Raw genomic sequence first — 13,450 nt, forward strand, 5'->3', positions numbered from 1 at the left:
CTAAATCCACTAAGCTCCTAGTGAATAACACCTTCATCACCGGGCATCACGTTGCCGAATTCTGGCGGCAGTATATTGTGCTTGTTAACCGTTAACGTATCGTACACTTCTAAGCGATGCTCGGCGTCAATATTCACTTCTTCCAATAAAACACAGACCGCTTCGATGCTATCTAATTGCGCTACCACTGCGCTTTTAAAACCATCTTTGGTATGGATCGCCACCAAGTCACCAATATCCAATTCGCTCATAACGGTGTGGATATCTTCAGCCAAGTAGACCTCGCTATCTAGTGGTGCAATAAAGTGAGCAGCGGCGACAACATGCAGCACATCAACCACTTCTGGCTGACTCACATCTAAATGCTCCATCATTTCGCTCATATTTAGCATCTTATCCAGCAGCATGAAAAACAGGTAGGAATCTTCTTCGGTCCAGCCTATGTCCATTGTGATGTTATGAGGGCTTGGAATGTCTGTGGCCAGCAATATCTCTTTATCTTGGCTGGCTTCCTGGGTGGGAGTATCAAAATCTGGCATGACGATATTGACTTGATCGCAACCGGATCCATCAATATCTGCAAGACGCCATTTAAGTGGGTGTTTTACTGCCTGTGTCATAGCGGCCTCCTTTAACCCAAGATCAGAACCCGAAACCTGCAGCTCTGAATTTGCTGTCTTAATTTCATAATAAGGGCTTTTGACAATGGATCAAATGATTTTATGGCTTTTTGCCTAATTAATAATTAAGCAAAAAACTCGCCAGAAAAACACAACAAGCGTTTGATTTACTCCTCCAGCAGTTAAAAGTTTTGCATTTGCTGCAAGAGCTCCTGCCGAGAGGCAATCATGGTTTTATAGGTTTTCATTAGGCTGAATTTGTGGGGGGTATCTTCGATCTGCAGGCGTTCCAACTGGCTTTCCAGCTTATCAATCTCATTTCTCAAGCGCTTGACGATATCCTGCTCGCAGCTACCGCCTCTGAGTTTATATCCATCTTTGTACATGCCTTTCTCCTTAAATCGACACTCACGCCCGTATGCTCTGTACTGAGCTTGTACTGCTTGGTAGAACACATATCATTTTGTTAGACGTCCACTCTAGAACGCCTCAAAAATAATGTTCACAATGGCCATACTAGCAGTTTTGCGAACTGTTCCCATTCTTTTTTCTGATAAATGGTGTAAGACATCTGCCATTCGGTTGGTGACCGTTCACTTTCACAATATATCGACCATTTTTTCACCAGTTAAGACACACAAAACTGGGCAGGGTTTCCACATAGGTTTATAATTGCGGCCCATTTTTTTAACGACCGAGTGATTCCCGTGGCAAAAAAGCTGTACATCAAAACCCATGGTTGCCAAATGAACGAATACGACAGTTCGAGAATGGCCGATTTATTGGGTGAGAGTCATGCTATGGAAATAACGGACAACCCTGAAGAAGCGGATGTCCTGCTTTTAAATACCTGCTCTATCCGCGAGAAAGCGCAAGAAAAGGTTTTCCACCAATTAGGTCGCTGGAACAAACTAAAAGAAAAGAATCCAGATCTGGTCATTGGCGTCGGCGGATGTGTAGCAAGCCAAGAAGGGGATGCTATTCGCAAGCGCGCCCCCCAGGTTGACATGGTATTTGGCCCACAAACTTTACACCGCTTACCTGAATTTGTGGACGCCAGCAAAAACTCCATTCCTGTCGTCGATATTACCTTTCCAGAAATCGAGAAGTTTGATCACTTGCCAGCGCCTAAAGTCGAAGGTGCCTCAGCGTTTGTTTCTATCATGGAAGGCTGTAGCAAATACTGTACGTTCTGCGTGGTACCTTATACCCGCGGTGAAGAAGTCAGTCGTCCTTTTGCTGACGTCATGCGCGAAGTTGAACAACTGGCTGCGCAAGGCGTGCGTGAAGTTAACCTACTGGGGCAAAACGTGAATGCTTATCAAGGTCAAACCGATGATGGTGATATCGCTGACTTAGCCGAATTAATTACCGCCGTCGCTGAAGTCGAAGGTATTGATCGTATTCGCTTTACCACCAGCCACCCAGTTGAATTCAGCGATAGCCTTATTCAAGTTTACGCCGAAGTACCCGAACTAGTGAGTCATTTACATTTGCCGGTGCAAAGTGGATCCAACCGTATTTTATCGGCAATGAAACGTGGCCACGAGATTGATATGTACATCGATAAAATCAATCGCATTAAAAAACTACGACCTGATATCAGCATTAGCTCAGATTTCATTATTGGCTTCCCAGGCGAAACCGATGAAGATTTTGAAGACACTATGAATCTCATCGCAGAAATTGGTTTCGATATCAGTTTTAGCTTTATTTATAGTGCGCGTCCTGGTACGCCTGCGTCCGAGTTAAAAGATGAAACACCAGAAGATGTAAAAAAGCAGCGCCTTTCAATTTTGCAAAATCGCATTACACAAAATGCGCAGCAAATCGCGCGCCGCATGGTCGGCAACACCGAAACGGTATTGGTCACAGGTGTCAGTAAAAAAGATCCAGGCCAGTTACAAGGTCGTACTGAAAACAACCGTGTAGTGAATTTCCGTTGTGACGACCAGACGTTAATCGGTAAATTTGTTAAAACACGTATTGAAGACGCCTACTCCAATAGCTTGCTAGGTACGCTATTATTAGAAGAAGGCGTGTTCTAACGATTAATTAGGACTGCGGTCCGCTGGCACTGTGATACAAAGTTGCAGTGCCCAATTCATCAAAGAGAGACTACAAACCTGAATGAGTACAGCCAAAGCTGAACAACATACTGCGCAGAGCGATTTTCATCTTGAACCTGACGATGCTCGTCGCCTTGCTAATCTTTGTGGACAAACTGATAGCCACATTAAACAAATTGCCAAGCATTTTAATATCAAGATTTTTAATCGAGGCAATCACTTCAAAATTGCTGGCGAAGCAGCCAGTGTCGAACACGCATCCCAGATTATTCAAAAACTGTATCGCGAAACCCACAACGGTACTGAAATCCGCAGCGATGTCATTCATCTACTGCTAAAAGAAGCGGACATTGAAATCGCCCAGGTCAAAGAGCAAATTGATGACCATGGCAAAAGACCGGTTGTTTTACGCACCCCCAAACTCATTATCAAACCTCGCGGTGCCAACCAGCAAAAATACGTTCGCGGCATTGCGGATTACGATATCAACTTTGGTATTGGTCCTGCGGGCACGGGTAAGACTTATTTAGCGGTCGCTTGTGCCGTAGAAGCTTTAATGCGTGATGACGTACAGAAGATTCTATTAGTACGTCCCGCGGTTGAAGCCGGTGAAAAACTGGGCTTTCTACCAGGAGATTTAGCCCAGAAAATTGATCCCTATCTGCGCCCCCTGTATGACGCTTTGCACGATATGCTTGGCTATGAGCAGGTGACGAAACTGCAAGAACGCAATGTTATCGAAATAGCCCCTTTGGCTTATATGCGTGGCCGAACCCTAAGCAACGCTTTCGTTATCTTAGACGAAAGTCAAAACACCACCCCTGAGCAAATGAAAATGTTTCTAACACGGATTGGTTTTGGTTCCAAAGCCGTTGTCACCGGTGATGTAACACAAATCGATTTGCCAAGAGGAGCACGTTCGGGCCTCACACAAATCATGCATATTCTGAAAGATGTCGATGGCATAGGCTTCAGCCATTTTGCAAATAAAGACGTGGTGCGCCACCCACTGGTTCAGCGCATTGTAGATGCTTATGACGCTCACGATGCTGAAGTTGAACAAAAGCGTCACGAAAAAGCCCAAGAGAAGCAGGATTAACTGTGATTGACGTTGACGTTCAAATAGCCATTGAAGGGGATAACCTTCCGACACCAACGCAATTACAGTCATGGGTTACAGCCGCTTTAGCATCATTAAGACCTGAGGCTGAGCTTTCCATCCGCCTTGTGGATAACTCTGAGAGCCAAAGCCTGAATCATGAATATCGGGGTAAAGATAAACCCACCAATGTGCTATCGTTTCCTTTTGAAATACCGCCCGAATTGGCCGAAATCGAAAACTTTACCCTGATTGGTGATCTTGTCATTTGCCACCCCGTGGTTTGCCAAGAAGCAGCTGAGCAAAAAAAGCCACTTGAGCACCATTATGCCCACATGGTCATACATGGTTGCTTGCATTTATTGGGTTACGACCATATAAATGAAGATGAGGCTGAGGAAATGGAACGCCTCGAAACTGATATTCTTGCAACATTGAATATCCCCGACCCTTACATAATTAACTAAGATCATGAACGAAGACCGACCGAGAAACGCAATCTTAAACTGGCTTGATAGCCTCAAGATTTTTGGCGGAGACCCCCGCAGCCGCAAGGAAATAAAACACATCTTGCGTGAAGCAGAAGGGCGCCAGCTCGTAGACAGTGACGCACTGTCCATAATGGAAGGTGCTATTCAAGTAGCGGACATGCAAGTTCGCGAAATCATGATCCCTCGCTCACAAATGGTCTGTGTGCGTATTGATCAAAAACCCAAAGACTATTTACCTAGCATTATTGAATCTGCTCACTCCCGCTTTCCTGTTTTGGCAGAGAGCGATGACGAGGTGGTGGGCATTTTACTAGCTAAAGACCTATTGCCACTTGTTCTAGAGCAAAATACAGATTCTTTCCGCCTGAAAGACATTTTACGTCCCGTCACATTCGTTCCAGAAAGCAAACGCCTGAATGTGCTGCTAAAAGAATTCCGTGCTACTCGTAACCATATGGCCATTGTTATCGATGAATATGGTTCCATCGCAGGCCTGGTAACCATCGAAGACGTGCTTGAGCAAATCGTTGGTGACATTGAAGACGAGCACGATGTAGACGATGAAGATACGTCAATCAAACAGGTGGATAACGACACCTATATGGTTAAAGCCCTGACGTCCATCGATGACTTCAATGAAACCTTTGGCACACAATTCGAGGCTCTGGAATTCGATACCATTGGCGGCATCGTGGTCGATCAATTTGGTCGCCTTCCAGAATGCGAAGAAACCATCGACATTGGTCAGCATACATTCAAAGTCGTGAATGGTAATAGTCGCCAAATCCATCTATTACAGGTCACGCCTAAAACGGATTTAAGCGAAGAAGACTAATGAAGAAATTGGATTTCTCATGGATACAAAGGCCTGGTTTTCCAGGCCATTTTTTTGCTTTTGCCCTAGGCGCGCTATTGCCTTTTAGCTTTGCGCCCTATCACTATTGGCCACTACAATTGCTATCCGTGGCGTTGTTTTATTTTTCCATAAAATCACTGAGTCCGAAAACCGCTCTATGGCGCGGTTGGTGGTTTGGTTTTGGTACTTATGCCGCTGGTGTTAGCTGGGTCTATATAAGCATCCATGTATACAGTAACACTCCACAAATTCCTGCCTTTTTATTAACACTTGTCTTTGTTGCGGGGCTAGCGTGGTTCTTTGCCATCATGACCTACTGCTATCAAAAATGGTTTGCCAATAAACCTTGGGGCTTTTTTAGTTTTGCAGCCGTATGGGTTGGTTTTGAATGGATTAGAAGTTGGTTCTTGACTGGGTTCCCTTGGCTATATCTAGGTGATGCTCACATCAATACCTGGCTTGCTGGTTGGGCGCCTGTATTTGGCGTGTATTCTATTGGATTTATTGTCGCCTTATCTGCTGCTTATGTGATTGACCAGTGGGGTAACAAACAATTTAAGCAACACGCTGCGGTGTTGTTATCACCATGGCTTGTTGGCTTCTTGCTGAGCTTCATTCCGTGGACAGAGTCCATTAAAACCAGTGAGGTAGTCGCCATACAAGCCAACATTGCGCAAGAACGCAAGTGGCTATCGGAAGAGATATATCCCACTCTTGAAAAATATCGCAGTGCGACGGAAGAGCATTGGCAAGCAGATATAGTGCTTTGGCCAGAAACCGCGATTACGGTCTTACACCATCAAGCGAAAGAGTATTTAAAGTTCTTAGATGAATCCGGTAAAGAGAATAATACGGCGATTATCACTGGCATCCCTTATCAACAAGGCCCCCAAGAAGCGTATCCCGGTGCCTATCACAACAGCATATTGGGGTTGGGTTTAGCTGAAGGTATTTATCACAAGCAAAAACTGGTGCCATTTGGAGAATACATGCCTTTGCCAGACAGTTGGCGCTCGCTATTAGGTTTTTTCAATATTGCCATGTCCCAATTTCGCCCGGGCCATGCCGATCAAGTCGGCCTTAAATATGAGTCAGACGAGCTAAGCTACGGCATAGCTCCCTTCATCTGCTACGAGGTCGTTTACCCAGACTTTGCAGCCAAGATGGCAAAGGATTCAGGCTTACTCGTGACCATTAGCAATGATGCTTGGTTTGGACATAGCATTGGTCCGAAGCAACATCTTGGGATCGCCAGAATGCGCGCATTGGAAAATGGTCGCTATTTATTGCGCGCCACAAATACAGGGATAACCGCCTTAATTGACCACAAAGGTCAGGTGGTAGAGCAACTTCCGCAATTTGAATACGGTATCTTGCGAGCAGACGCCCAAATCATGCAAGGCAATACTCCCTTTATGATCTGGCGTAGCTGGCCAATTCTATTGCTAGTAATCATGAGCCTTACTTCGTGCGTCTGGCTCGCTAGAAAACAAAGCCGCTCTTCACCGTCCTCAGGCAAGGGCTAAGCGCGCTATTTCATTTTGATTATGTAAGGCATCCAACTTTGATGGAAAAAGCTGGATGTCATTGGGCGTAATTAAAATCGCTTTATCAGCGTGTAATCCAACAAAGCCAGCACTGAATTCAGTGACGAACCCATTGTCTTTATGAAATGAGAGAGACTGGTCTGCCGGCAAATCCACTATAGCTTTCAAGCCATTACCCAAGGGATCGTTAATAGCATCTTGGCTTTTATACAACGCCATAAACGAAGGCCCCAACACCAAAACAAAACCATTACGAAACGTTAAATATTGGCAAGGTTGTGATGCGTCTGCGAAGAACTCACAGCGCACGATGATATCGCTACTACCTTCGATGATCATGCTCTGACTCTACAATTAAAGAATAGAGAAGGATAATAGCACGAAGATTAGCAAGGTTTTAGACGATTAAGCCGAACGCGACTAGCGCTCGGGCTAAGGCAGGGAAATTAAGATACTAAGGCATGTTAGCGATATAGCGTGCTAGCGGCTCTATATCTTTAGCATCTACTGTTTTCATGATTTTAACCATGGGCGAATTTGCACGAGACTTTTCCCCCCGTTTAAATGCTGTAAGCGTCTCAACGAGGAACTGATATTTTTGACCCGCTAAACGCGGCAAATCAGCATTGCCATGACCATCTTCACCATGACAGGCAAAGCAAAAAGTTTGGTATTTCTCTTTACCTCGCTCAGAGGTCTCTATTTCGGTTTGTGGTTTCACTGTTTGCGAAGAATAAAAAAGCGATAAATTGATTCGCTCTTCTGTAGTCAAAGATTTAGATAGCTGCCCCATAACGTAACTCTTTCGCTCGCCACTAGCGAACAACTCAAATTGCTTCAATAGATATTCAGTATTTTGCTCGGCCAAATTGGGTATATCATTTTTTACGCTATTACCGTCTTTCCCATGACAGTAACCACACAGCATGGATCGCTCTTGCCCTTCTTGAATGGCAATTTGGTAGTCAACTTGATTGCCCTTGATGTCGCGCATTTGTTGAACAACGTCTTGAAAATCTGTGGTGTTTTCAGCGATGGCGAAAGCAGGCAAGAAGAGTAATGGGGCAAGCAAAGCTAGAACAATCTGTTTCAATTTTGACTCCATGCAGCCAGTTTTTTTCTGAGTGCGCAAACTAACCACAACGGAACAAAATTACAATGCTTAGATAGTACTTTGTGAGGGTTTAATGAGAAGCATTGATATTCATCAGTGCGCTTGATTCATAACACCACTTTATTGCCACCATTTTATATGAGAAAGATCTGTCTATGCGGTTTGCTGAGTTAGGAAGCCAATCGCTTCGTCAACTGCCGCCTCTTGTGCAGCACTCAGCGTTTCAAACTCCATGCCGTATTCGTAACCCCGACCACTAGCTTTGCGATGGCGGATCACGCCTGAAATCACTGGAGGTTTTTGCCCACGATAGGAGTCAATGTCCGCTTTGGGTAACATCAAAGAGACTTCGAGCTGATGACCTTGCCTCAACTCATCCGCCAGCAAAAATTTAAGACCACTAAGACTTAAGTTTTCACAATACGCATCTTGCCACTGGCCGTCATGATTGACGCGCAATAATAGATTGCTTTCCACTCGGTGATGAGCTCGTCGTTCATCTTCCAGCTGTAAAACCGTTTCGGTTAATGGGTGAATTTTAAAGCGATCGATAAGTGAGTGCATGGTTTGTGTTAGCTTCAACATGGACTCTGCAATATTTGCTGTATTGCCAACTTTCGAGCTGTTCTTTTTCAGCGCTTGCAGCAGACTTTCCATAGCCTCTTCAAGCTGATTAAACATAGATAATTGTTTTGCACTCATGTCATCTATTTGTGCATTGAATTGCGCTGCGTTACTGACCATCTCAGCCGCCTCACCAATTTGCTCGGCGATTTTTTCTGAGCTGGTAACATTATCATGGACCTGCTCCACGACCACTCCCATAGATTCAGTCACTTTAAAGACATTGCCAGTCAGATTTTTTATGATGCTTTCAATTTCATCTGAGCTCTGGCTGGTTTTTTCGGCCAATGAGCGCACCTCATCAGCAACCACTGCAAAACCACGTCCTTGCTCACCGGCCCGTGCAGCCTCAATAGCCGCATTCAAGGCCAACAAATTAGTTTGCTCAGCAATCTCACCAATGGTCCCGATGATAGTCGCAATACTTTGCGCAGTGGCTTCAAGTTCTGCTACCTGCCCTGACGCATTTTGCACTTGGCTCTCTACCGTACGCATCTGTGCTGCATTTTCTTGGACTGCACTTTTACTTCTCAATGCCGCCTGATTGCCATCATCGGCTTTTTGCTTACTTTGCTCCGCTAATGATTGAGTTTGCTCACTGATGTGGTGTAAATCCGTGATCACCTCACTCACCTGAGTAAAGCGACTGTGCTCATGCTCGGTTTGTTGAGCAATACTTTGACTCACTTCCGTGATTTGGAAACCACTTTGCCGCATATGCTGTGAGCTACTAGTGACCTTGGTAATGACCTCATTCAAACGCTCGGTCATTTTGTTGAATTGAGTGGCTAATTCACCAATCTCGTCTTGGTTGCGGGGCTTTACTCGTTGGGTTAAATCCCCTTTTTCTACACGCTTAAAGGCTCTAATCAGTGAGCGAAGGGGTTTGGTAAAAAGCTTGGCAACATAGCCAATGATGATAAAGAGGATGACAAATTCAATGGCGCTTTCCCAAAAGCTATGCAAAATGAAACTTTGTCGCTCTGCCTCTAGTGCATCAATTACCGTCTGAGAAACGTTATTTTTCTCGCCAATGGCGATAAATTTATCCAGTTCTCTAACGGCAAGAACGCGGTTGAGTATGGTTGTGAGCGCGGTAACAACAAAGAACCCTATTTGCAGTTTCCAGCGCAGACTAAGATTGCCCCACCAAGACATACCTATTCCATCCGTGATATTCCATTTATTTAGCCTAGGTGATACCGCGCTTGAATCAAGTCAATACATGATCCAAAAGACCTTACATCCAGTAAGAGAAGTGAATGGTCAACAATCATGAGGCGAATATGCGCTTAATTTTTAGCTTATTATTTATATTGGTTTTAGGTGGCTGTAGCAGTATTGATGTAAAAGACTACGCCGAGCGCTCACCTAAGCTCACGCCTGAACAATTTTTCCAAGGTAAAATTTGTGCCGACGGCGTGGTGCGAGATTATTCAGGCAAACAGATTCGTAGTTTTCAGGCACGTATTGACGCCAGCTGGGATGACCAAGGCGTCGGAACCTTAGACGAAGTTTTTCGCTTTCAAAACGAAGATGGTAGCTTCAATAATGAAACCCGAATCTGGACGCTAAAACCCAACGCTGACGGCACTTATCAAGCCAGTGCCAATGATGTACCTGTTCCCACCACCATGGAATATTCGGGCAACGCCATTCATATGTCTTATGATCTCGAATACGGCGAACCCGGTGATACCATCAGTCTGCATATGAACGATTGGATGTATCAAGTGCGCGAAGGCGTAGTAATCAATGAAACCCGTATGAGTAAATGGGGTATTGGTGTCGGCCAGATCCTCTTAGTCATGCAACAAGTGAGTACAGATACGATCTGTATAGCGCAAACTGAATAGTCGAGATCTGTGCTATTACAGCTTGTCTAGGGTATGATATGGGCTTTTCTAATTTCAGCGAATCCGTCCAGATATCGGTACTATGCAAGAGCAATATAATCCCAGCGAGATCGAACCTCAGGTCCAACAATTTTGGGCCAAAAATAAAGTCTTCAAAGCCGTTGTAGATCACAACCGCGAGAAGTTCTATTGTCTATCAATGTTCCCATACCCAAGCGGTCGCCTGCATATGGGGCATGTGCGTAATTACACTATTGGCGACGTCATCTCCCGCTATGAGCGTATGCAAGGCAAAAACGTCATGCAGCCCATGGGTTGGGATGCCTTTGGCCTACCGGCGGAAAACGCAGCCATTAAAAACCAAACCGCGCCAGGTAAATGGACTGACGAAAATATCGCTTACATGAAAGGTCAATTGAACAGCTTGGGCTTTGGCTATGACTGGGACCGAGAGCTGGCTACCTGCAAGCCCGAATACTACCGTTGGGAGCAATGGTTCTTCACCAAATTAGTGGAAAAAGGCTTAGCCTACAAGAAAGTCAGCGCGGTGAACTGGTGCCCACATGATCAAACCGTATTGGCCAATGAACAAGTAATCGAAGGCTGCTGCTGGCGCTGTGACACACCGATCGAGCGTAAAGAAATCCCGCAGTGGTTTATCCGCATTACGGATTACGCAGAAGAGCTATTGAACGATCTTGATCAGTTGGACGGCTGGCCAGACCAAGTAAAAGCCATGCAGCGCAATTGGATCGGCAAAAGCCAAGGTGTACAGATGCGCTTTGGCATTAAAGACAAAGAAATTCCACTGGAAGTGTATACCACTCGTCCAGATACATTGATGGGAGTCAGCTATGTCGCTGTGGCAGCTGGGCACCCATTAGCAGAAGAAGCCGCGAAAGGTAATGCTGAACTAACGGCTTTTATCGAAGAATGCAAAAAAGGCGGTACCGCCGAAGCAGACATTGCCACTATAGAGAAAAAAGGCTGCGCCACTGGCTTTACTGCCATTCACCCTATTTCGGGCAAAGAAGTCCCAGTTTGGGTCGCCAACTTTGTATTAATGGATTACGGCACAGGCGCGGTGATGGCTGTTCCCGCTCATGATCAGCGTGATTATGAGTTTGCCAAAAAGTATGGTCTTGAAATCAATCAAGTGATTGAGCCAGCTAATGGCGAAGACATTGATCTCGAAAAAGAAGCTTTCACCGAAAAAGGCAAGCTGGTGAATAGCGGCGAATTTGATGGTTTGGAATTTGAAGCCGCTTTCGATGCGATAGCCGATTACCTGCAAAAAGAAGGTAAGGGCGAAGTACAAACCAATTACCGTCTGCGCGACTGGGGTGTGAGTCGTCAGCGCTACTGGGGCACACCTGTACCTATGATCACCAAAGCCAATGGTGAACAAGTGCCAACACCAGAAGACATGCTACCCGTTGAATTACCAACTGATGTGGTTATGGACGGTGTTAATAGCCCGATCAAAAACAACCCTGATTTTGAAAATATCGAATTCGAAGGAGAGCAGGCTTTCCGCGAAACCGATACTTTCGATACTTTTATGGAAAGTTCTTGGTATTACGCCCGCTATTGCTCACCTCAAGCAGATGACATCATGCTTGATCCTGAAGAAGCTAATTATTGGCTTCCTGTAGACCAATATATAGGTGGCATTGAGCACGCCATCTTGCACCTTTTATATGCACGCTTCTTCCACAAATTATTACGTGATACAGGGTTAGTAAAAGGTGACGAGCCATTCAATAGTTTACTTTGCCAAGGTATGGTTTTGGCTGATGCCTTTAGCTATCAAAATGAAAACGGTGGCAAAGAGTGGGTCAACCCTGCGGACGTTGAAGTAGAGCGTGATGCCAAAGGTCGTATCACAAAAGCGTCTTACGAGGGCAAAGAGCTGACTCACGAAGGCGTCATTAAGATGTCCAAGTCAAAGAACAATGGGGTAGACCCGCAAGAAGCCATTGATCAATATGGTGCCGATGTGGTGCGTCTATATACCATGTTCGCCGCGCCCCCAGAGCAAAGTCTGGAGTGGTCGAACTCAGGTGTACAGGGTGCGCAAAAATTCTTGCAGAGAGTTTGGCGTTTAGCCTCTGAGCTATTGGACGGTTCAGACATTCCTGCTATTGATGCAGAAGCTTTATCGAGCGAGCAAAAAGATGCGCGCCGTAAAACTCACGAAACCATTCAAAAAGTCAGTGATGACATTGGCCGTCGCTACGCCTTCAATACCGCTATTGCCGCCGTTATGGAACTTACCAATACATTGGTGAAACTAGATAAAAGTGATGCTCAGAACCGCGCTATTTTGCACGAAGGTTTAAGCGCTATGGTGAAAATGCTTGCGCCTATTGCTCCTCATGTGAGTCACGTGATCTGGCAAGAAATGGGCAATGAAAGCTTGATTCTTGATGCACCATGGCCGCAAGTGGACGAGTCTGCACTGGTGCGTGACAGCATTGAAATCGTTGTACAGGTTAATGGCAAAGTACGCGCAAAACTGGAAGTACCAGCCAATATCGATAAAGATGCGGCGATTGCCGCCGCTCACGCTGATGCACACGTACAAAAGTTTGTTGACGGCAAAACTGTGCGTAAAGAAATTTATGTACCAGGCAAGCTGGTCAACATCGTTGCCAACTAGAGGGAATGTTCATGGCTAAGGCTTGGCAAACAGCAAGACTTACTCTGACGCTCATGCTTTCCCTCGCTATGTTAACGGCTTGTGGGTGGCAATTACGCGGACAGGTAAATTTACCTGCTCCGCTTAAGATCCTCTCCATCGAAAACGGAGGAGTTGATAACGTCACTTTCAATTACGTGCAACAAGCGCTGTTGAGCAATGGTGTTACATTGAGCGACGACGCTGATTATCTGCTATCGCTAGAGAATGAAAACAACTCACGTCGCGTGCTAGCCGTCACTAGCAATGCTAAGGCCAGTGAGTATGAACTCAAGCAAACGCTCACAGCTCGGATTAGCAAAGATAATTGGCAGCAAACGATTGAAGTCAGCAGTTATCGGACACAGCTTTACGATGCAGCCGCTGAAATAGGCAAAGCGCAAGAAGCTGCCGAGCTAAGAGCAGATATGCGCAGAGATAATGCCAACCGTCTATTGCGCCGTTTGCAAAACCTTAAGCTAGAGCCCTAACCC

13 protein-coding genes are annotated in these 13,450 nt (G+C 45.5%); 8 read left to right on the forward strand and 5 right to left on the reverse strand.

Annotation, left to right across the window (positions count from 1 at the left end; translation table 11 throughout):
- Positions 1 to 17: 17 nt before the first annotated feature.
- Together HF888_RS15640 and HF888_RS15645 are read right to left on the reverse strand one after the other, a co-directional pair.
- Positions 18 to 620 carry a hypothetical protein gene (locus HF888_RS15640; protein ID WP_007016651.1) on the reverse strand — a complete coding sequence of 201 codons (603 nt, stop codon included), beginning with the start codon at positions 618 to 620 and terminating at the stop codon, positions 18 to 20.
- A 182-nt stretch (positions 621 to 802) separates the two neighbouring features.
- A complete protein-coding gene (locus tag HF888_RS15645) occupies positions 803 to 1,006 on the reverse strand; it encodes a hypothetical protein (protein ID WP_007016650.1) in 204 nt (67 codons plus the stop codon).
- A 321-nt stretch (positions 1,007 to 1,327) separates the two neighbouring features.
- Here HF888_RS15645 and miaB point away from each other — a divergent pair, with 321 nt between their 5' ends.
- From miaB to lnt, 5 genes are all read left to right on the forward strand, one after another.
- Positions 1,328 to 2,668: a tRNA (N6-isopentenyl adenosine(37)-C2)-methylthiotransferase MiaB gene (gene miaB / locus HF888_RS15650; protein WP_040297441.1), complete on the forward strand. Its 1,341-nt coding sequence runs from the start codon at positions 1,328 to 1,330 to the stop codon at positions 2,666 to 2,668.
- 82 nt (positions 2,669 to 2,750) lie between these two features.
- Positions 2,751 to 3,788, forward strand: a complete 1,038-nt coding sequence (locus tag HF888_RS15655) for a PhoH family protein (RefSeq protein WP_007016648.1) — start codon at positions 2,751 to 2,753, stop codon at positions 3,786 to 3,788.
- A 2-nt stretch (positions 3,789 to 3,790) separates the two neighbouring features.
- On the forward strand, positions 3,791 to 4,255 hold the full coding sequence (ybeY, locus tag HF888_RS15660) for an rRNA maturation RNase YbeY (RefSeq protein WP_007016647.1): 465 nt from the start codon (positions 3,791 to 3,793) through the stop codon (positions 4,253 to 4,255).
- Positions 4,256 to 4,259: 4 nt separating this feature from the next.
- The gene (locus tag HF888_RS15665) at positions 4,260 to 5,114 is read left to right on the forward strand and encodes a CorC family transporter (RefSeq protein ID WP_007016646.1); all 855 of its coding nucleotides are present in this window, start codon (positions 4,260 to 4,262) and stop codon (positions 5,112 to 5,114) included.
- The gene (gene lnt, locus HF888_RS15670) at positions 5,114 to 6,661 is read left to right on the forward strand and encodes an apolipoprotein N-acyltransferase (RefSeq protein ID WP_007016645.1); all 1,548 of its coding nucleotides are present in this window, start codon (positions 5,114 to 5,116) and stop codon (positions 6,659 to 6,661) included. Before HF888_RS15665 ends, lnt begins: the two co-directional genes overlap by 1 nt.
- Here the strand turns inward: lnt and HF888_RS15675 are convergent.
- The 3 genes from HF888_RS15675 to HF888_RS15685 all read right to left on the reverse strand — a co-directional run bounded on the left by HF888_RS15675 (position 6,647) and on the right by HF888_RS15685 (position 9,578).
- Positions 6,647 to 7,021: a hypothetical protein gene (locus HF888_RS15675; protein ID WP_007016644.1), complete on the reverse strand. Its 375-nt coding sequence runs from the start codon at positions 7,019 to 7,021 to the stop codon at positions 6,647 to 6,649. The genes lnt and HF888_RS15675 overlap by 15 nt on opposite strands.
- Positions 7,022 to 7,136: 115 nt before the next feature.
- The gene (locus tag HF888_RS15680; protein WP_165837004.1) at positions 7,137 to 7,775 is read right to left on the reverse strand and encodes a c-type cytochrome; all 639 of its coding nucleotides are present in this window, start codon (positions 7,773 to 7,775) and stop codon (positions 7,137 to 7,139) included.
- A gap of 174 nt (positions 7,776 to 7,949) precedes the next feature.
- Entirely contained in the window at positions 7,950 to 9,578 is a 1,629-nt protein-coding gene (locus HF888_RS15685) for a methyl-accepting chemotaxis protein (RefSeq protein ID WP_007016642.1), read from the reverse strand.
- Positions 9,579 to 9,682: 104 nt separating this feature from the next.
- Between HF888_RS15685 and HF888_RS15690 the strand changes: the two genes are divergently transcribed.
- From HF888_RS15690 to HF888_RS15700, 3 genes are all read left to right on the forward strand, one after another.
- Complete coding sequence (locus HF888_RS15690) at positions 9,683 to 10,276, forward strand: DUF3833 domain-containing protein (RefSeq protein ID WP_007016641.1); 594 nt, start codon at positions 9,683 to 9,685, stop codon at positions 10,274 to 10,276.
- 82 nt (positions 10,277 to 10,358) lie between these two features.
- Positions 10,359 to 12,938 carry a leucine--tRNA ligase gene (gene leuS, locus HF888_RS15695; protein WP_007016640.1) on the forward strand — a complete coding sequence of 860 codons (2,580 nt, stop codon included), beginning with the start codon at positions 10,359 to 10,361 and terminating at the stop codon, positions 12,936 to 12,938.
- 11 nt (positions 12,939 to 12,949) lie between these two features.
- Positions 12,950 to 13,447, forward strand: a complete 498-nt coding sequence (locus HF888_RS15700) for an LPS-assembly lipoprotein LptE (RefSeq protein ID WP_007016639.1) — start codon at positions 12,950 to 12,952, stop codon at positions 13,445 to 13,447.
- Positions 13,448 to 13,450 lie beyond the last annotated feature (3 nt).

The sequence above is a fragment of the Bermanella marisrubri genome (assembly GCF_012295615.1).
GTDB lineage: Bacteria > Pseudomonadota > Gammaproteobacteria > Pseudomonadales > Oceanobacteraceae > Bermanella > Bermanella marisrubri.